Raw genomic sequence first — 18,956 nt, 5'->3', positions numbered from 1 at the left:
CGTGTTGCAAGAGACGTTACATGTGTTACGTACAGCGCAACAACCCGCCCTACCATCCTGAGCACGACGAGTGAGAGGCGAAGATGACGAACGAGGCCTCGGGAGCGCCGACCCCGCACGCCCCGCCGACGGCCGGGACGGTCGCCGTGTATCGCGGTGCCACGCTGTTCGACGGAACCGGACGGGCGCCCCGCCCCTCGACGTCGATCGTCGTGGACGGCGCGACGATCCGGGCGGTGGGCGACGACGCGAAGATCGCCGCGTCCCTCCCCGCCGACGCGCTCGTCCACGACCTCGACGGTCGCTTCGTCATGCCGGGCCTCATCGACTCCCACCAGCACATCGCGACACCGCCCGACCGGCCCGTCGCCGAGGCGGTGCTCGACCGTCTCGTGCACAGCGGCGTCACGGCGATCCGCGACATGGCGGACGACCTGCGACAGGTCGGCGATCTCGCGCGGGCCACCCTCGTCGGTGAGATCCCCGGCCCGGACATCCGCTACGCCGCGCTGATGGCGGGGCCGGGCTTCTTCGACGACCCGCGCACCCACCAGGTCTCCCAGGGAGAGACGCCGGGAGCCGTTCCGTGGATGCAGGCCATCACCCCGGACACCGACCTGCGCGTGGCGGTGGCCCTGGCGCGCGGCACGCACGCCGCCGCCATCAAGGTGTACGCCGATCTGGACCACGGCACGGTCGCCGCGATCACCGCCGAGGCGCACCGCCAGGGCATCCCCGTCTGGGCCCACGCCGCCGTCTTCCCGGCGACGCCCCGACAGGTCGTCGAAGCCGGTGTCGACAGCGTCTCCCACGTCACGCTGCTCGCCTTCGAGGGCGCCGAGGGCGCCGACGGGCCGCTGACGACGTACAAGAACAAGCCGAAGGTCGACCACCAGCGGTTCGCCGCCGAGGACGATCCGCACCTGGACGCACTCTTCGCCCTGATGTGCCGCCGCGGAACCGTGCTCGACGCGACCGCCGGCATGTGGGAGAGCGACGAGTTGAGGGGGGAAGGACCCGAGGACGCCGCACGCGCGCGGGCCAACGCCCGACTGGCCGCGCACATCACGGCTCAGGCGTACCGCGCCGGTGTGGACCTGTCGACCGGTACCGACTACGAGACCGACCGCGACGACCCTTTCCCCGCACTGTTCGAGGAGCTGGCGTTCCTCGTGCGCCGCTGCGGCATCCCGCCCGAGGAGGTGCTGCGCTCGGCCACCCTGATCGGCGCCCGGAGCGCCGGGGCAGAGGACCTCATGGGCAGCGTCGAGGCGGGCAAGCTCGCCAACTTCGTCGTCCTGGACGAGAATCCGCTGCTCGACATCGACCACCTGCGCAGCGTCACCCTCACCGTCAAGCGCGGCCACCGCTTCGAGCGCGGCGCGTACAAGGAAGCCCGATGACCTCCACTCCCATGATCATCAACGCGCTCGGGCAGCTCGACAACCCGAACGCGCCCCGGTCGGCCGAAGCCGCCGCACAGCTCAACCAGAGCAGCGACCAACTCACCATCGACGCCCGCACCTTGGCGGACGCCCGCGCCTCGGGCCTCACCGCTGTCAACATCACCCTCGGTTACACCATGGGCGAGCTGCCCCCGTACGAGCACACGCTGCACGAGATCGAGGTGTGGGACGGGATCGTGCGGGACCACGCGGCGGACCTGCTGAAGGTGCGCACGGTCGCCGACCTCCACCGGGCGCGGGAGGAGCGCAGGGTCGGTGTCATCTACGGCTTCCAGAACGCCGTCGCGGTCGGCGAGGACGTCGGCCGCGTCGCCACGTTCGCGGAGTTGGGTGTGCGCGTCGTCCAACTCACCTACAACCAGGCCAACCACCTCGGCGACGGCTCCATGGCACCGGCCAACCGGGGCCTGAGCGAATTCGGCCGCAGCGTGGTCGAGGCGCTCAACGCACACGACCTGATGGTGGACCTCTCGCACAGCGGCGAGCGCACCTGTCTGGAGGCCGCGGCCCTCTCCCGTACACCGGTGTCGATCAACCACACCGGCTGCCGGGCACTGGCCGATCTGCCCCGCAACAAGACCGACGAGGAACTGCGGCTGGTCGCCTCGCGCGGGGGGTTCGTGGGCATCTACTTCATGCCGTTCCTCAGCCTGTCCGGTCATGCCACGGCCGCGGACGTCGTCGAGCACATCGACCACGCCGTGAACGTGTGCGGTGAGGACCACGTCGGCATCGGCACCGACGGGCCCGTCACCTCCATCGACGACCTCGACGCCTACCGCGCCGATCTCGCCGAGCACGTGGCGCTGCGAGCGGCGGCCGGAGTCGGCGCCGCCGGGGAGCGTGCGGACACGCTCCCCTTCGTCCTCGACCTGCGCGGGGTGGACCAGTTCAGGGAACTGATCCGCCTCCTGGAACGGCGCGGATACCGCTCCGAACGCATCGAGAAGATCCTCGGACGCAACTTCCTCGACTACGCGGACCGGGTGTGGGCGAAAACCGCGTGAGGACGCTGAGCACCCTGAGGACCCTGAGGACCCGGGGGGCCCTGAGGGCTCAGAGGACCGTGAGGATCGGGAGGGCTACTTGAGCGCCGTCGCGAACAGCGGCACCACGTGCTCCAGCGCGTAGTCGACCGACAGTACGGAGTCCATGGCGAACGCCGAGCTGATGTTCTTGTCGTCGAAGACGACGGAGTGGCCCTTCTTCACGGACGGTACGGCCTCGAAGAGGGGATCGGAGCTGATCTTCTTCGCGGTGACGCCGATGGGAGCCATCACCGTCAGGTCGGCGTCGAGGAGGTCGAGATTCTCCTCCGAGACCGGCACGGAGAACGCGGAACCGGCCTTGGCCTCGATGGCGGGGCTGTTCTCGAATCCGAGCCGCTCGACGAAGTCGACCCGGCCCGTGCCGCGAACGTACGCGCCCCACGCGGAAGCGGTCCGCGAACCGAGCGTGATGGTCTTGTCCTTGAACTCCGGGTGCGCCTTCGCGGCGTCGGCGAACTTCTTCTCGGTCTCGGCGATCAGCTTCTTGCCGTCGTCGGCCAGGCCGAGGGCCTGGGCGACCATGGTGGTCTGCTTCGCCCACGAGATCTTGTACTGGTCGCCGCCCTTCGGCACTCCCACGGTCGGCGCGATCTTGCTCAGGGTGTCGTAACGCGTCTGGTCACCACTGGACTTGGTGTCCAGGATCAGGTCGGGCTTCAGGGCCGCGATCTTCTCGTACTCGGGCTCCAGCGTGCCGATCTTCTGCGGGCTCTTGTCGTAGAGACCCTTGGCCCAGGGTCCGAGGCCGTCGCCACCGAAGGCGAGCCAGTCGCTGGCCCCGACCGGCTGCACGCCGAGCGAGAGCGCGGCCTCCGCGTCGCCCCAGCCGAGCGCCACCACGCGCTTGGGCGCCTCGTCCACGGTGACCGTGCCGAACTTGGTGGCGACCTTGGCCGGGAACGCGCCGCCGGACGGCTGGGCGGCGCTGTCCTGGCTGCTGGACTCGTCGGACGAACCGCAGGCGGCCAGCGTCCCCATCAGGGTGAGCGCGAGGGCGCCGGTCAGCAGGCGCAGACGGCCCGTACGGCGTCGGGAGCCGGAGTCGGCGGGGCGAGAGGACATGGTGGGTGCTCTTTCCGGGAGGTTCATCGAAGTACTCGACACAGTTGCGAGTTGAGAGGGGGGAGAGGGGGTTCGGAGGCTCAAGATGGGGACGGGGACGGGGTGAGCGGGGTGTCGTCGGCCGGCGGCACCGTGATGTGGTGCCGCCCCATCGGCACGATCAGGGGTGTGCCCGACGCCGGGTCCGGAACGACCGCGCTGCGCAGCCCGAACACCTCGTGCACCAGGTCCTCGGTGACGATCGCGGCCGGGGTGCCCTCGGCGACGATCCGGCCGTCCTTCATGGCGATGAGGTGGTCGGCGTACCGGCACGCGAGGTTGAGATCGTGCAGGACGACGGCGAGGGTGACCCCGCGCTGCCGGTTGAGGTCGGTCAGCAGGTCCAGGACGTCCAGCTGGTGGCTGATGTCGAGGTAGGTGGTGGGTTCGTCCAGCAGCAGGATGTCGGTCTCCTGGGCCAGGGCCATGGCGATCCAGACGCGCTGGCGCTGCCCGCCGGAGAGTTCGTCCAGCGGCCGGTCGGCGAGGTCCAGGACGTCGGTGGCGAGCATGGCCGCGGCGACTGCCTCGGTGTCGGACGCCGTCCAGCGCCGGAACCAGCCCTGGTGCGGATACCGGCCACGGCCGACCAGATCGGCGACGGTGATGGCCTCCGGCGCCACCGGGGACTGCGGCAGCACGCCCAGGGTCTCGGCCACCTGCCGGGTGGGCAGCTCCTGGATGCTGCGCCCGTCGAGGAGAACGGCTCCCGCCGACGGCACGAGCAGCCGTGCCATCGAGCGCAACAGCGTGGACTTCCCGCAGGCGTTGGGGCCCACGATGCAGGTGATGCGGCCGGGTGGCAGGTCGACGTCGAGCTGCGAGATGATCTCGCGCTCTCCGTACCCGAGCGTGAGAGCCCGGGCCTGAAGAGTGTGCGGGGCCGGCGGGGCGGGCGGGATGTAAGGGGCGTGTGTTTCGTGCTTGTCGTGCGTGTCGTGCGGGGAGGTCACCGTCGTCTCCTTGAGGGTGCCGAGCGGTTCACGGACCTCGCCGGAACCTTCGTCTGGAAGTCGCGTCACGGTCAGCCGCCCTTGCCCACGCGGTTGGCGCGCGCGAGCAGCCACAGCAGGTACGGCGCACCGACGAGGCTGGTCACGATCCCCACCGGCAACTGCGTGCCGGGGATGAGGTGCTGGGCCGCGTAGTCGGCGAGGAGGACCAGCGCGGCGCCGACGAGGGCCGAGGGCACCAGGGCCGCACCGTGCCCGGGGAGCAGGCGCCGGGCGATGGGCGGGGACACGAAGGCGACGAAGCCGACGGGTCCGGCGGCGGCCGTCGCCAGGCCCGCGAGGGCGGTCGCGCAGGCCAGCATGGCGAGTCGGCTGTGCTCGACCCGCGCTCCCAGACCGCCGGCGGCCTCGTCGCCCAACTGCAGGGCCGGCAGGGCGCGCGAGGCCGCCAGCGCCAGGGGCAGCAGCACGACCGCTCCGCCGAACAGGGGCCAGAAGTGCGTCCAGGAACGGCCGTTGAGACTGCCGGTCAGCCAGAGGAAGGCATTCTGCGCCTCGGTGACGTCCGACCGCGTCATGACGTACGAGACGACGCTCGACAGGCCCGTACCGATGCCGATGCCCACGAGGACCAGGCGGTAGCCGCTGATCCCCTTGCGCCAGGCCAGCAGGTAGACGGCGGCCCCGGTCAGCAGCGCGCCTCCCAGGGCGACCGCGGACAGGGCGATCCCGCTCAGTCCGAGGACCATGCTCGCCAGGACGGCGGCGGCGCTGGCGCCCGCGCTGACGCCGATGACATCGGGGCTGGCGAGCGGGTTGCGCAGCAGACCTTGGAACACCGCTCCGGAGAGCCCGAAGCAGCCGCCGACCAGGAGGGCCAGCAGGGCGCGCGGCAGGCGCAGTTCGAGGACGACGAACTGGGTGCCCGCGTCGCCGCTCCCGGCCAGTGTGGCGAGGACGTCGGCGAGCGGGATGACGAAGTCGCCGGTGGTGAGGGACAGGGCGAACGCCGCGAGTACGACGGCCAGCAGGACACCGCTCACGAGGGCGCCGCGCGCCTGCCCACGCCGTCGGACGCGGACCAGCCGTGCCACGGCGTCCTGCGGGGTGGCGGGGGAGGGACCACCGGTACCGGTCGTACCGGTCGTACCGGTCGTACCGGTCGTACCGGTCGTACCGGTTGCGCCGGTCGGCTCCGGGGACGCGGTGGCCGTACCGCCCGCGGACATGGTCTTACGGTTCACAGTTCGACCACGTTCCGGCGGCGGACGAGCAGGACGAAGGGAATGGCGCCCAGCGCGGCGGTGATCACACCGACCTGCACCTCGCCGGGGCGCGCGATCAGGCGCCCCACGACATCGGCGAAGAGCAGCAGGGCCGGTGCGAGCAGGGCGCTGTAGGGGAGGATCCACTTGTAGTCCGGGCCGGTGATCAGGCGTGCCGCGTGCGGAACGGCCAGGCCCAGGAAGCCGATCGGCCCCGCGATCGCCGTCGCCGCGCCGCAGAGCAGCACGACACTGATGGCTCCGGCCAGCCGCACGGCGACGATGCGCTGACCCAGGCCGCGCGCGATGTCGTCGCCGAGGGCGAGGGCGTTGAGGGAGGGGCCCAGCAACAGGGCCAGTACTCCGCCGACCGCGATGAAGGGCAGTGCCTGCCACAGGACATCGATGTCACGGCCGTTGAGCGCGCCCACCTGCCAGAACCGGAACTGGTCGAACGTCCGACTGTCCCTGAGCAGCATCGCGCTGGTCAGGGAGCCCAGCACGGCGGTGGTGGCTGCTCCGGCGAGGGCCAGTTTCACGGGCGTCGCGCCCTCGCGGCCCAGACTGCCGATGCCGTAGACGAGCACGGCGGCCACGCAGGCCCCGAGGAAGCCGAACCAGATGTACTGCGCGGGCTCGGTCAGGGACAGGACGCTGATGGCGAAGACGACGGTGACGGAGGCGCCCGCGTTGACACCCAACAGGCCGGGGTCCGCCAGGGGGTTGCGCGCGACGCCCTGCATCAGGGCTCCGGCGACACCGAGCGCCGATCCGGCGAGCAGACCGGCGATCGTGCGGGGGAGGCGGACCTCCTGGATGATCATCTGGCCGTGGACGGAGCGGTCGGGGCTGAACACCCCGGCCACCACGTCGTGCAGTGCCACGTCGCCCGAGCCCACGGCGAGGCTGAGCACGCTCATGGCGGTCAGTGCCAGGGCCGCTGCGAGCAGGCCCGCGCTGAGTGCGGGTCTGCCGTGCCGGCGGCGGACGTGCTCGGCGTCCGCGAGTTCGGGCGGGGAGAGGGAGACGGTCACGCGACGCGTATCCGAGGGTGCGTGCCGCGGGTGAACGGCGACGGGGCGAAGCGCACTTGAGGTCGTCCTTGTCCGCCCGCTCGCGGGCAGCGCAGAGTTACGGAACTGGGTGTTCCGTTCAGTAAGGTAAGCCAAACCTAACATCAAGAAAGATGCCGCCTGCAACCAGGTGGGTCATCTCGGCCTGGGCTCCGGGCCCGCCAGGATCCTGGCCTCGATCCGCTCGTAGTCCTTCTTGCGGCGCTGTGTCTCGCGGCGCCCCGAGAACATCGTGCCGAGCCAGCCGAACGCGAAGCCCAGGGGGATGGACACCAGGCCGGTCGTGGTGAACGGGAACCAGTTGAAGTCGGCCTGAGGGAAAGCCGCCATGGGCGTCCCGGACACCAGCCGGGTGCCCGGCATCAGGACGAGGACGGTGAGCGAGCCGCCGATCATCGTGCTCAGCAGGCCGGTGCGGGTGTAGCGGCGCCAGAAGAGGCTGTAGACCAGCGCGGGGGCGATGGCCGAGGCGGCCAGGCAGAAGGAGAGCGTCGCCAGGGGCTGGAGACTGCGGTGCTGGATGAGGCCCGCCAGCACGATCGTCGGGATCCCTACGGCGAGCGCGGAGACCCGGGCGACGGTCATCTCCCGTACCGGCGAATGAGGGGTGGCGCGACTGGCGTAGACGTCATGGGCCAGGGAGTTGGCGCAGGCCAGGATCATGCTGGCGACCGACGCGAGCAGGGTGAGGAAGATCGCTGCCGTGACCGTGGTGAACAGGAAGGTCTCGGCGCGGGTGACATGGGTGCCGAAGACCGCCCGTGAGCCCACGAGATAGGCCGTGTTGCCGCGCGGGTCGGCCGCGGTGATCCCGGTCCGGCCCAGGAGTGCGGTCGCCCCGATCGCGACGACGGTGATGATCAGCATGAAGAGGGCCACCGACGACACCGCCCAGGACATCGAGCGGCGTACCTGCCGTGCGCTGTCCGCCGTGAACATGCGCATGGTGACGTGAGGCAGACAGGCGCCGCCGAGCACGATGGCGAACTGTGTGCTGATCATGTCCAGGTCGGCGTGCGGACCCCCGGAGAACTGCAGGCCGGCGCGCAGGAACGCGTCGCCCGCCCCGCTGTTCTTCGCGGCCGTGCGGAACAGCTCCCCCGGGTCCCACGCGAAGGAGCGGAGCATCAGGAAGGCGACCACGGACCCCGAACCGAGGAGCATGACCATCTTGAGGATCTGGATGAGAGCGGTGCCCTTCATCCCGCCGATGGCCGCGTAGGTGATCATCAGGCCGCCGACCCCGATGACGCACCCGGTCTTCATCGTGGCGCTGCTGAAACCGAGGATGAAGGCGAGCAGTTGGCCGGTGCTGGCGAGCTGGACCAGCATCATCGGCATCAGCGAGGCGATGGTCACGACACACGTCGTGATGCGCACGGCACGGCCGGGCATCCGTCGGGCGATGGCGTCGCCCGTGGTGAAACGGCCGGTGTTCCGCAGGGGTTCGGCCAGCAGGAACATCAGCAGCAACAGGGACAGGAGGGTGCTGAGGGCGAGGACGACACCGTCGTAGCCGCACAGCGCGATGACTCCGCCGATGGTGAGGACGGTGGCCGCGGAGATGTAGTCGCCCGCGATGGCCAGACCGTTGCGCATCGGGGACAGCGAGCGGTAGCCGGTGTAGAACTCGTCGAGATCGTCCCGGTCCGGGCCCGCGATCACGCAGAGCAGCAGCGTCACGGTGACGACGGTGCAGAAGGCGACCAGGGACCAGGTCTGCGCGGTGCCGCTGAACTCCGTCATTGTCCGGGCTCCTGCTCGGCGAGCAGAGCCGTGCGCTGCCGCATCCGGCGTGCGAGCGGATCGACGTACCGGCTCGCCGTGTACTCGAAGAGCACGATCGCCAGCCAGGTGACGGGGAGCTGGACCAGGCCGAGCACCATGCCGGTGGACAGACCGCCGGAGACCGGCTTCGTCATGAAGGCCGGTGCGCGGACGGAGAGGATCAGGAAGGCGGTGAAGTAGGCGAGGACGACGAAGGTGGCGACCCGGCGCTGTCTGCGGTAGGCCCGGCGCAGAATGCGCAGGTCACGGTGGTGTCCCGGTGCGGAGGAGCGCATGGTGCGCTCGGGTAAGTGGTCTTCGGTGGTGGCCCAGGCGGGCGGGGCGGTGGGGTGCCTGGCCCGGTGGGGTTGCGGGGCGTACGCATCCGAGGGGTCGTCGGACATCCCGGTTCTCCTAGCGCGGCAGGGGTCCGTGACGTGCGCGGACCGCAGGGAGGTGGGGAGAGGTGTTCGATTTCTCGCACGCTATTCGGCGAGACCGTCAAGCGAGGCCTTTTGGTCGATCTGGCTCGTTTGCGCATGTCAGCGGCGCCGGCGTCGGACGGTGGGCCGGTCAGCCGGTGAAGGATGTGCGTGAAGGGGCAGGTGAGGGCCGGTGGGGGTCGATCGGCGGCTTAAGGGCAAGGGCTTTCGGTCTTCGGGGCGCTTGCTGGGTCGCAGGGCCCCCGCGCCTGGTATCTTCCGGTCTCCCTCATAGGGCTCATGAGTACCCCTCCGCGGGCGCCATGAACCCGTCACTGTCCCTACTGCCGTGCCTGTGACGGGAGTTGGGGACGGAGCCGAGGGGATTCGCCCGGAGGTCCCGGCGCGGTCCGGCTGAGGCCGGCGAACGTTCGGCCGGCGCTCACGAACGTCAAGGGCGCGGTCACGAACGTCAGGGACGCGGCCAGGGCCGTCCGCCGAGCCGTTCGATGCCGGTGTTGAAGCGCCGCAGGTAGCCGGCGAACTCCGCGATGTCCTCGTCGGACCAGTCGGCCATGACCCGGTCCAGGGAGCCGATGGTCCGCTCGCGTTCCTCGTCGAGTATGCGCGCGCCCTTGTCGGTGATGCGGAACTTGCGGGCCAGTCCGCCGTCCGGGTCGGGGATGCGCTCGGCGAGTCCGGCGCGCATGGCCGAGGCGGTCTGCCGGTTGAGAGTGGAGGCGTCGAGCCCGAACGCGTCGCTCAGCTCACCGATCGACATGGGCCCCTGTACGCGGATTCGGCTGAGCAAAATATAGGAACTCCGCTCCAGCACGCTCTCCTTGCTGCGCCCGCCGTGCGCCGCGAGCGCATGCCTGCCGAGGAGCATCTGCTCGTACTCGACCTCGTACGTCGGCCTGCCCATGTGCCACTGCCTCCCACTGTCCTGAGCAGGGCCGACGCGGCGAATTTCTGCGCGGCCCCGCCTCCCATCTTTGCACAGGCTATGCAATACGCACATGTCATGCATGATGCATAAGGTATGTACACTGCACTCCCGAAAGCCCGGTAGAGATGCCCGAAAGAGATGCAAGGAGTCCCTTCATGGGAGCCCCAACGACGTCCCGCCATACCAATGGCGTGATCGCCACGCTGGCCTTCGCCGGCACCACGGCGGCGATCATGCAGACCCTGGTCACGCCGCTCATCGCGGACCTGCCGCAGATCCTGCACAGCTCGCCCTCGAACACCGCGTGGGTGATCACGGTCACCCTGCTGGTGGCGGCGGTCTGTGTGCCCGTCACCGGACGTCTGGGCGACCTGCTGGGCAAGCGGCGGATGCTCCTCGCCTGCTCCGTGCCTCTCATCGTGGGCTCGGTGGTGTGCGCGCTCTCCTCGTCCGTCGTCCCGATGATCGTCGGCCGCGGCCTGCAGGGCATGGGTATGGGCATGGTGCCGCTCGGCATCGCGCTCCTGCGTGACGTGGTCCCCACCGAGAAGCTCAGCTCCTCCATCGCGCTCGTCAGCGCGTCCATGGGCATCGGCGGCGGTCTCGGCCTGCCGATCGCCGCCGCGGTCGCCCAGTACGCGAGCTGGCGCGTGCTCTTCTGGGGCTCCGCCGTCCTGGCCGTGGCGATCGCCGTCCTGATCTGGTTCCTGATCCCCGACGTCCCCGCCGGGGCCAAGGGGCAGCGCTTCGACGCACCCGGTGCGATAGGACTCGGCGTCGGCCTGGTCTGCCTGCTGCTCGCGGTCTCCAAGGGCGCCGAGTGGGGCTGGGGTTCGGCGACGACGCTCGGCCTGTTCACCGCCGCCGTCGTGGTGCTGCTCGCCTGGGGCGTGTGGGAGACCCGCACCCGGGATCCCCTGGTCGACCTGCGTACCACGGCCCGCCCCCGGGTCCTGCTCACCAACCTCGCCTCGCTCTTCGTCGGCTTCGGCATGTACGCCGGCATGCTGATCGTTCCCCAGCTGCTGCAGTTCCCCGAGGCGACCGGCTACGGCCTGGGCCAGTCGATGCTCGCGGCCGGCCTGTGGATGGCGCCCGGCGGCATCATGATGATGGTCGTCTCGCCGCTCGGCGGAAAGCTGACCGACGCACGCGGCCCGAAGTTCACGCTGATCTGCGGCATCCTCGTCATCGCCGCCGGTTACGGCGTGTCCCTCGCGCTGCTGGGCTCCGCCTGGGGCCTGATGCTCGTCCTCATGATCACCAGCAGTGGCGTGGGCCTCGCCTACGGGGCGATGCCCGCCCTGATCATGAGCTCGGTCCCGCTCTCCGAGACCGCCGCGGCGAACGGCTTCAACACCCTCATGCGCTCGCTCGGCACCTCCGTGGGCGCGGCCGTCGTCGGCGTGGTCCTCTCCCAGCTGACCGTCGACATGGGCGGCTTCACCATCACCTCGGAGGACGGCTTCCGTACCGCCCTGATCATCGGCGGCGCCGTCGCCCTGGTGGCCGCCGTCATCGCGGCGCTCATCCCGGCAGCCCGCCCGGTCGCGACCGCCCCGGCTCCGGCCGACCGCCTCGACGAGCCCGAGCAGGCCGCGGTCCAGGCCTGACGCTCAGCGGGCGCGAACCGGCCCGGGCACTCCTCGCGGGAGTTCCGGGGCCGGTCCGTGTCCAATTTCGGGCCGGAACACCACGCTCACCCCGCTGTTCACTACGCCCACGCCGGTGTTCACCGCTCCCGCTCCCGCGCAGGTGCCGAGGTCCCCGTGCCGGTGTCCATTGGGCCCGCGCAGGTGCCGAGGTCCCCGTGCCGGTGTCCATTGGGCCCGCGCAGGTGTCGAGGTCCCCGTGCCGGTGTCCATCAGGCCCACGCCGGTGTCCAGGTCCCCGCGCCGGAGAGTCCACCCGACCCTGAGACGTGGTGGCCGCGGAGCGCGGCGAGCGCCGGGTGGGCGTTGTCGCGATGCCACAGCAGGGAGTGCGGATAGACCGGGGTCGGATCCTTCACCGCGATGCGCCGCAGCCCCTGGTCGGCGGGCCAGCCGAAACCTGTCAGCTCGCCGACGAAGGTGGCCAGTGACGGGGAGTCGGCGAGCGTGTCCAGCAGGGGCTTCACGCCGAAGTCGGGGCCGGTGACCTCGATGGTGAGGCCGAACGCGGCGGCGAGATCGCCGTAGTACGCGGCCCACTCGGTGCCGGCGACGATGCCGGGCATCCAGATCCGGTGGCCCACGAGCTCGGCGGGAGTGACCGCGGAGGCGTCGGCGAGCTGATGGCCCGGCCCCACGAGGAGCTGGATGGGCTCGTCGAAGGCACGGTCGGCCCCGATGCCCGCCGGCAGCTGCCCCCTGGTGACGGCGCGGAAGGACGCGTCGACCGTGCCGGACCGGATCGCGTCGATCGCCGCGTCGGCGTCGAAGAGCGTCACGACATCGAGCTCGATCCCGGGGTGCGCACGATGGAAGTCACGCACCAGGTCGGCGGGCGCCAGCCGGCGCCCGATCACATCGACGCGCAGCGCGCGGCGGCCCGGCCGGACGGAGTCGACCGCCCGCTCCTCGGCCCGCAGGAGATCGCGGGCGTGCGGCAGGAACGCCTGGCCGTCGACGGTGAGCTTCGCTCCGCGCGCGGTACGGGCGAACAACCGCACCCCGAGGGCCCTCTCCAGCGCGGCGACCCGTTTGGAGACGGCCTGCTGCGTGATCGCCAACTCGTCGGCGGCGTCCTGGAACCGCCCCATGTCCGCGGCGGCCACGAAGGTACGCACGGCATCGAGATCCACGCCGACGACCTTAGCGGCACGGCGACGGTCACCCGTGCCGGGCGACTGCCACAACGATCGGTTGTGCGGCCCCGGTGCTCCGGTTGTTTGATCTCGTGATCCGCTACTCGCTTTGATGCCGACGGTCAGTGTTCGGTCGTGCGGATCGGCGAGGGGTGTGTGCATCGGGGATGGCGGGCGGACGGACGCTGGGACGGCGCTTCAACTGGTTGTGGGCGGCCTTCGCCGTCAGCTCGTACGGCACGGGGATCGGGTTCGGCGCGTTTCCCCTGCTCGCGGTCCTGGTGCTGCACTCCGGGCCGGCCCAGGTGGCCGCGCTGGCCGCCGTGGGACGTGCCGTGGGGGCCGTGACGGCGGTGCCGCTCGGCCCGTGGGTGGAGTTCCGTCGTAAACGGCCGGTCATGATCGCGACGGACCTGATCCGGTTCGCGGCACTGCTGAGCGTCCCCGCCGCGTTCGCGCTCGGCCGGCTCGGCTTCGCCCAGCTCCTCCTCGTCTCCGTCGTGGTCGCCACGGCGGACATCGCGTTCAGGGCGGCGAGCGGCGCGTATCTGAAGGGGCTCCTGCCACCGGCCGACCTGCTGCTCGCGAACAGCCGGTTCGAGTCCACGACCTGGACCGCGACCATGGTCGGACCACCGCTCGGCGGGTACGCGATCGGGCTGTTCGGCCCGGTGACGACCCTGGTGGCCAACGCGGTCAGCTATCTGCTCTCGGCGCTGGGCATCCGTGCCATCGGCGGCGGCGAGCCGCTTCCCGCGCGAACCGGCTCGCCCCGGCTTCGGGCCCGCGATCTGCTCGAAGGCTGGCGGCACATCCTCACCCACCCCGCGCTGCGCCCCCTGTTCCTCAACGCCGTCGTGGTCAACGGCCTGATCATGGCCTCCGAGCCGCTGCTCGCCGTACTCCTGCTGGACGGCCTCGGATTCGCACCCTGGCAGTACGGCCTGGTGTTCGCGGCGCCCTGCGTAGGAGGCCTGGTCGGCGCACGTCTCGCGCACCGGCTCGTGGCGCGGTTCGGTCGGCACAAGGTGCTCCGCACCGCCGGGGCACTGCGGGCGTGCTGGCCCCTCGGCCTGGCGTTCGTCCAGCCCGGTGTCCCCGGGATCGTCCTCGTCATCGTCGTCCAGCTCGGCCTGGTGACCTGCTGCGGTGTGTTCAACCCGGTACTGGCCACCTACCGGCTCGACCACACCGATTCCGGCCGGGTCGCCCGCACCCTGACCGCCTGGTCGGTCAGCAGCAGCGCCGCCATCGCGGCCATGACCGCCGTCTGGGGTCTGCTGGCGGCCCTCATCGGCCCCCGCGCCGCCATCGCGGCCGCCGGAGTCGTCCTCCTCGCCACCCCGCTGCTGCTTCCACGCCGCGAGGACCGGCATCCGAGGAGCGAGGACCAGTTGACCGGGAGCAAGGGTGAGATATAGGTGCAATATGCGTGATGGCATGCAGGAGGAATATGCCTGTACAAGTCTCGATTTGATTGCGTCAAAGGTCTCAGAGTGACAAGCGGGGGGCGCCTCCCTAGCATTGGCCACCCGCTCACCCCCCGAGGCCATGGCATGACGGAACGTCATGTGCTGGGCCGCCGTCCGCCCCCAGGGTCGGTTCCGGAGCGCGTCGGACACGGATGCCGGTGAACCCGGCTCGTCCGCCCGCCCGGACGGTTCTGCGGAAAGGTTCCTGCAACGCGGGCCCCGTACGGGGCCCGCGGTCCGAAAGGCGTTCGGTGAACAGCACAGTCAGCCAGTTCAACTACGGAATGATCACTCCGGTCGTCGCGTTCCTGATGGCCTGCGCCGGTGCGGCGCTCGGTCTGCGCTGCACGACACGGTCGGTACGCATGGGCGCGCGGGGCCGCAGAGGTCCGTGGCTCACCCTGGGCGCGATCTGCATCGGGTCCGGCATCTGGACGATGCACTTCATCGCCATGATCGGGTTCACCATCGACGGCGCGTCGATCCGGTACGACCCGGCCCTCACGTTCCTCAGCCTGGGCGTCGCGGTGGCCGTGGTCCTGCTCGGCGTCTTGGTCGTGGGGTACCGCGGAGCCTCGCCCCTCACCCTGGGAGTGGCCGGTGTCGTCACCGGCGGGGGTGTCGCGGCGATGCACTACATCGGAATGAACGGCATGAAGTTCGCCGGGCACATGACCTTCGACCCCGTGACGGTCGGCCTGTCGGTCCTGATCGCCGTCACGGCGGCCACCGCCGCACTCTGGGCGGCCGTCTCCCTGCACACCCTGGCGTCCGCCGCGGCGGCGAGCGTCATCATGGGCGTCGCCGTCACGGGCATGCACTACACCGGCATGGCCGCCATGAGCGTGCACGTCGACGCGGGCTCCAGGGTCCAGGGCCAGTCCTCGATGGATCTGCTCTTCTCCCTCATCCCCATGGTGGGCGGACCGATCGTCGTTCTGGTCCTCGCGGCCGTGATCGTCATGTTCGACCCCGACATGCTGGTCGGCAACGAACCCGTACAGCACCCCCAGAGCCATGAGCAGGAGTCCGCGTCCGTCGCGGACACGCGGCCCACCGCGTCCTGGCCCTCACTCTGACCCCGCGCCGACGCCGACGACCGGCAGCGACGACGGGTGGGCGTGGGCGGTCCGCAGGAGGTGCGCGGCGCCGCGGACCGCCGCGGTGTGCGGCGCCGGCACGGGCCGCGCGGGAGCGTGCAGCCTGTCCGTGAGGCGGTACGTGATGTCGGGGCGCAGGGCGCCTCCGCCGGCGAGGAGCACACCCCGCTGAAGGGCGTCGAGCGTCTCGGAGGTGCGGTCTTGTTCCAGCATGGCGGTCACCATGGCGACGATCGCGTCGGCTATCAGCGAGGGCGGGGTGTGCCTGTCCAGGTCGCCCGTGCCCAGGGCGGTGTGGCGGGCGTCGACCACCGCGCCGTCGCCGAGCAACGTGACCTCGGTGAGATGGGCCCCGATGTCCACCACGAGCAACGGGCGCGTCAAGTCGGCGTCCACGGCCATGGCCACGGCGCGTGCGGTGGGGACCGTCAGCACCGTACGCGGGCGCAGGACCTCCACGGCGGCCCGCGCCTGTGCCCGGTAGGCGACACCGCCCAGTACGGGTGTCGTGAGAATGAGCAGCGGGCGGCCGAAACGGGGCAGCCGGTGGCCCAGCAGCCGGTCCAGCATCCGGGAAGTACCGGGGGTGTCGACGATGGTGCCGCGCTGGATGGGGTACGTGGCGCCGCTGCCCGGGAAGGTCACCGTCGGCACGTCGAGGATCGTCCGTCGCCCGGACGTCCAGGCGCGGGTACGCGCGCTGCCCAGGTCGAGGGCGATGCCGGAGCAGTGCCGGCACCAGGGCCAGGAGCGGTGCCGGCCCGCGAGGTGGCGGAGCTCCCGTGCGGTGGTCATCGGCCGGCCTCCCTGACCTGCTGGCACCGGGTGCAGTAGCGGCCCTGCGGTACGACCGCCAGTCGTGCGCGGTCGATGGGCCCCGCGCACAGCCGGCAGCTGCCGTAGTCGCCCTGATCCATGCGCGCGAGCGCGGCCTCGATGTCGGCGAGGACCATCCGGGCGGAGGCGGCGAGCTTGCCCCGGACCTCGGCCTGAGGGCCGGTCCGGCGGTCACGCGGCGCGTCGGTGCGGTCCGTGGCGGAGGCCGGGAGCGCCTGTGCCTGCTCCAGTTGCTGCAACTGTTCCTGGCGGAACAGGCGTTGCTCGTGCAGGTTCTCGCGCAGTGCGGCGAGCTCGTCGGCGGACAGGGCCGTGTCGCGGTCGTCGATGGTTCGGTCGGTCACCATGTCACCCCCAGGGCAGGGCAGGTATCGGAGGGCGGGACGGGCTGTCGTCAGACCGTGCCGGGCCGGCACGGAACGCAGAATCCGGTGTACGGGAGGATCTCCAGGCGCTCGACGGGAATGGGCTTCGCGCAGCCGAGACAGCTGCCGTAACCGCCGTCCCGGACACGGGCGAAGGCGGCCTCGACCTCGGCGAGAACCCGCCGGATCGTGTTCCTCTGCGCGGACACCACGTGTTCCTCCGCCTGCGACTCCGCGTTCGCCCCCGCCTCTTCCAGGGCGTGCAGCTGCGTGAGGCGGGTGTTGCGTTCGTGGGCGAGGCGCTGGAGGGCGTCGTGGTCCGTCATCCGCTCAGGTCGGGTTCCGGGCCGGGGCGTCACGAGGGACATGGTGGGTCCTTCCTACCGGGGGTCAGGATGCGGATGGGCTGCTCCACACCCCACCCTGGCCGGTACGCCGGACGAATCCCATAGGGCGCGATACCCATCCGCGACCGGTCCCGGGCCCCATCCGGCAGTGGGCAGCCCGGATCCGCAAAATGGGCATTGATGCCCATCGACGGTGGAACCGGGAGCAGGCAGGCTTGGACGGAAGATCGACTCACGAAGAATCGACTCACGAAGAGTCAGCACGCGAAGAATCAGCACACGAAGAATCGACACAAGACGAAAGGCGTCATCCCGTTGTCCCTGTTCTGGCGGATCTTCGCGCTCAACGCGGTGGTGCTCGGCATCGCCACCGCGCTGCTGCTGCTGGCTCCGGTCACCGTCTCCGTGCCGGTGGTGCTGACCGAGGCGATCATCCTCGTCGCCGGCCTGGCCGTCATGCTGGTCGCCAACGCGGCCCTGCTGCGGATCGGCCTGGCCCCGCTGGACCGGCTGACCCGGCTGATGACCACCGTCGACCTGCTGCGCCCCGGGCAGCGGCTGCCGGAACAGGGCCGCGGCGAGACGGCCGAACTGATCCGCACCTTCAACGCGATGGTCGAGCGACTCGAACACGAACGGGCCACCAGCAGCGCCCGTGTCCTGGTCGGGCAGGAGGCGGAGCGACGCCGTATCGCCCAGGAACTGCACGACGAGGTGGGCCAGAGCATGACCGCGATCCTGCTGGTCCTCAAGCGCACGGTGGACGAGGCCGACGAGCCCCTGCGCGGTGAACTGCGCCAGGTGCAGGAGATCACCCGGGGGAGCCTGGACGAGGTACGCCGTGTGGTCCGCCGACTGCGGCCGGGCGTACTGGAGGATCTCGGCCTCATCAGTGCCCTGACCTCGCTGACCACCGAGTTCGCCACCCACGCCGGTCTGCGTGTGGTGCGGCGCTTCGACGCCGGGCTGCCCGCGCTGGACCCGCAGACGGAACTGGTCCTGTACCGCGTCGCCCAGGAGGCCCTGACCAACACGGCCCGCCACGCCGAGGCCGGCCGCGTCGAGGTGAGTCTGCACCACGTCGGCGGGCACGTGGTGCTGGACGTCAGCGACGACGGCCGCGGCTCCGGCGTCGCCCGCGAAGGGGCGGGCATCCGCGGAATGCGGGAGCGGGCCCTGCTGATCGGCGCCACGCTGGACGTCACCTCCGAGCCGGACGCCGGTACGCAGATCCGCCTGACCGTGCCCGTCCTCTAGGAAAGCAGCCATGACCACGCCCGACACATCACTGATCCGTATCCTCCTCGCCGACGACCACGCGCTGGTACGTCGCGGAGTGCGGCTCATCCTCGACGGGGAACCGGACCTCCAGGTCGTCGCCGAGGCCGGGGACGGCGCGGAGGCCGTCGAGCTGGCCCGCACCCACGAGGTCGACCTGGCCGTACTCGACATCGCCATGCCCCGCATGACGGGCCTGCAGGCCGCCCGCGAGCTCGCCGCGCTGAAGCCCGGCGTACGGGTGCTGATGCTGACGATGCACGACAACGAGCAGTACTTCTTCCAGGCACTCAAGGCGGGCGCCAGCGGATATGTCCTGAAGTCCGTGGCCGACCGCGACCTGGTGGCCGCCTGCCGGGCCGCCATGCGCGACGAGCCCTTCCTGTACCCGGGCGCGGTCACCGCGCTGATCCGCAACTACCTCGACCGGGTCCGCCACGGCGAGGAGCCGCCCGGCCAGGTACTGAGCGCACGCGAGGAGGAGGTCCTCAAACTCGTGGCCGAGGGCCACTCCTCGAAGGAGATCGCCGAAATGCTGTTCATCAGCATCAAGACCGTGCACCGGCACCGGGCGAACGTGCTGCACAAGCTCGGCCTGCGCGACCGTCTCGAACTCACCCGCTACGCCATCCGCGTCGGCCTCATCGAGGCGTGAACCCGACGCTGTCCTGGGGCGCGTCTTCGAGTGCGGCGGCATTGCGGCGCCATTGTGGCGCGGGCACAC

The 18,956-nt window shown here is 70.7% G+C and carries 18 protein-coding genes; 7 read left to right on the top strand and 11 right to left on the bottom strand.

Annotated features, from left to right (window positions below; genetic code table 11):
- Window positions 1-83 precede the first annotated feature (83 nt).
- A complete protein-coding gene (locus C6Y14_RS02075; RefSeq protein ID WP_107014671.1) occupies window positions 84-1,403 on the top strand; it encodes an amidohydrolase family protein in 1,320 nt (439 codons plus the stop codon).
- Window positions 1,400-2,473, top strand: coding sequence for a dipeptidase (locus C6Y14_RS02070; protein WP_107014670.1), 1,074 nt, complete (start codon window positions 1,400-1,402; stop codon window positions 2,471-2,473). Before C6Y14_RS02075 ends, C6Y14_RS02070 begins: the two co-directional genes overlap by 4 nt.
- A 75-nt stretch (window positions 2,474-2,548) precedes the next feature.
- Here the strand turns inward: C6Y14_RS02070 and C6Y14_RS02065 are convergent, their stop codons facing one another.
- The 7 genes from C6Y14_RS02065 to C6Y14_RS02035 all read right to left on the bottom strand — a co-directional run bounded on the left by C6Y14_RS02065 (window position 2,549) and on the right by C6Y14_RS02035 (window position 10,021).
- The gene (locus C6Y14_RS02065) at window positions 2,549-3,577 is read right to left on the bottom strand and encodes an iron-siderophore ABC transporter substrate-binding protein (RefSeq protein WP_107014669.1); all 1,029 of its coding nucleotides are present in this window, start codon (window positions 3,575-3,577) and stop codon (window positions 2,549-2,551) included.
- Between the two features lie 80 nt (window positions 3,578-3,657).
- Window positions 3,658-4,518, bottom strand: coding sequence for an ABC transporter ATP-binding protein (locus C6Y14_RS02060; RefSeq protein ID WP_107015144.1), 861 nt, complete (start codon window positions 4,516-4,518; stop codon window positions 3,658-3,660).
- A gap of 122 nt (window positions 4,519-4,640) precedes the next feature.
- Complete coding sequence (locus C6Y14_RS02055) at window positions 4,641-5,813, bottom strand: FecCD family ABC transporter permease (RefSeq protein WP_225890837.1); 1,173 nt, start codon at window positions 5,811-5,813, stop codon at window positions 4,641-4,643.
- Window positions 5,810-6,754 carry a FecCD family ABC transporter permease gene (locus C6Y14_RS02050; protein ID WP_107015142.1) on the bottom strand — a complete coding sequence of 315 codons (945 nt, stop codon included), beginning with the start codon at window positions 6,752-6,754 and terminating at the stop codon, window positions 5,810-5,812. Before C6Y14_RS02050 ends, C6Y14_RS02055 begins: the two co-directional genes overlap by 4 nt.
- 288 nt (window positions 6,755-7,042) lie before the next feature.
- On the bottom strand, window positions 7,043-8,653 hold the full coding sequence (locus C6Y14_RS02045; protein ID WP_107014668.1) for a sodium/solute symporter: 1,611 nt from the start codon (window positions 8,651-8,653) through the stop codon (window positions 7,043-7,045).
- The gene (locus tag C6Y14_RS02040; protein WP_107014667.1) at window positions 8,650-9,078 is read right to left on the bottom strand and encodes a DUF485 domain-containing protein; all 429 of its coding nucleotides are present in this window, start codon (window positions 9,076-9,078) and stop codon (window positions 8,650-8,652) included. Before C6Y14_RS02040 ends, C6Y14_RS02045 begins: the two co-directional genes overlap by 4 nt.
- A 490-nt stretch (window positions 9,079-9,568) precedes the next feature.
- Window positions 9,569-10,021, bottom strand: coding sequence for a MarR family winged helix-turn-helix transcriptional regulator (locus tag C6Y14_RS02035; RefSeq protein WP_107014666.1), 453 nt, complete (start codon window positions 10,019-10,021; stop codon window positions 9,569-9,571).
- Window positions 10,022-10,200: 179 nt separating this feature from the next.
- Here C6Y14_RS02035 and C6Y14_RS02030 point away from each other — a divergent pair, with 179 nt between their 5' ends.
- Entirely contained in the window at window positions 10,201-11,658 is a 1,458-nt protein-coding gene (locus tag C6Y14_RS02030; protein WP_107014665.1) for an MFS transporter, read from the top strand.
- 251 nt (window positions 11,659-11,909) lie between these two features.
- Here the strand turns inward: C6Y14_RS02030 and C6Y14_RS02025 are convergent, their stop codons facing one another.
- A complete protein-coding gene (locus C6Y14_RS02025; protein WP_107014664.1) occupies window positions 11,910-12,830 on the bottom strand; it encodes a LysR family transcriptional regulator in 921 nt (306 codons plus the stop codon).
- A gap of 170 nt (window positions 12,831-13,000) precedes the next feature.
- Between C6Y14_RS02025 and C6Y14_RS02020 the strand changes: the two genes are divergently transcribed.
- Window positions 13,001-14,254: an MFS transporter gene (locus C6Y14_RS02020; RefSeq protein WP_107014663.1), complete on the top strand. Its 1,254-nt coding sequence runs from the start codon at window positions 13,001-13,003 to the stop codon at window positions 14,252-14,254.
- A gap of 302 nt (window positions 14,255-14,556) precedes the next feature.
- Window positions 14,557-15,384: an MHYT domain-containing protein gene (locus tag C6Y14_RS02015; RefSeq protein WP_107014662.1), complete on the top strand. Its 828-nt coding sequence runs from the start codon at window positions 14,557-14,559 to the stop codon at window positions 15,382-15,384.
- On the opposite strand, the gene C6Y14_RS02010 is transcribed toward C6Y14_RS02015, so the two are convergent.
- The 3 genes from C6Y14_RS02010 to C6Y14_RS02000 are packed head-to-tail and all read right to left on the bottom strand — an operon-like array spanning window position 15,376 to window position 16,975.
- Complete coding sequence (locus C6Y14_RS02010; protein ID WP_107014661.1) at window positions 15,376-16,200, bottom strand: acetate and sugar kinases/Hsc70/actin family protein; 825 nt, start codon at window positions 16,198-16,200, stop codon at window positions 15,376-15,378. The two genes, C6Y14_RS02015 and C6Y14_RS02010, sit on opposite strands and share 9 nt — an antisense overlap.
- A complete protein-coding gene (locus tag C6Y14_RS02005; RefSeq protein ID WP_107014660.1) occupies window positions 16,197-16,589 on the bottom strand; it encodes a TraR/DksA family transcriptional regulator in 393 nt (130 codons plus the stop codon). Before C6Y14_RS02005 ends, C6Y14_RS02010 begins: the two co-directional genes overlap by 4 nt.
- A gap of 47 nt (window positions 16,590-16,636) precedes the next feature.
- Window positions 16,637-16,975: a TraR/DksA family transcriptional regulator gene (locus C6Y14_RS02000; RefSeq protein WP_107014659.1), complete on the bottom strand. Its 339-nt coding sequence runs from the start codon at window positions 16,973-16,975 to the stop codon at window positions 16,637-16,639.
- A 294-nt stretch (window positions 16,976-17,269) separates the two neighbouring features.
- On the opposite strand from C6Y14_RS02000, the gene C6Y14_RS01995 reads away from it, so the two are divergent.
- Together C6Y14_RS01995 and C6Y14_RS01990 are read left to right on the top strand one after the other, a co-directional pair.
- Window positions 17,270-18,211, top strand: coding sequence for a HAMP domain-containing sensor histidine kinase (locus tag C6Y14_RS01995; protein ID WP_107014658.1), 942 nt, complete (start codon window positions 17,270-17,272; stop codon window positions 18,209-18,211).
- Between the two features lie 10 nt (window positions 18,212-18,221).
- Window positions 18,222-18,887, top strand: coding sequence for a response regulator (locus tag C6Y14_RS01990; RefSeq protein WP_107014657.1), 666 nt, complete (start codon window positions 18,222-18,224; stop codon window positions 18,885-18,887).
- Window positions 18,888-18,956 lie beyond the last annotated feature (69 nt).

The sequence above is a fragment of the Streptomyces dioscori genome, from assembly GCF_003024195.1.
Taxonomy (GTDB): Bacteria; Actinomycetota; Actinomycetes; order Streptomycetales; family Streptomycetaceae; genus Streptomyces; species Streptomyces dioscori.
The sequence above is the reverse complement of the archived record's forward strand: the minus strand, read 5'-3'. Positions and strand labels throughout refer to the sequence as shown.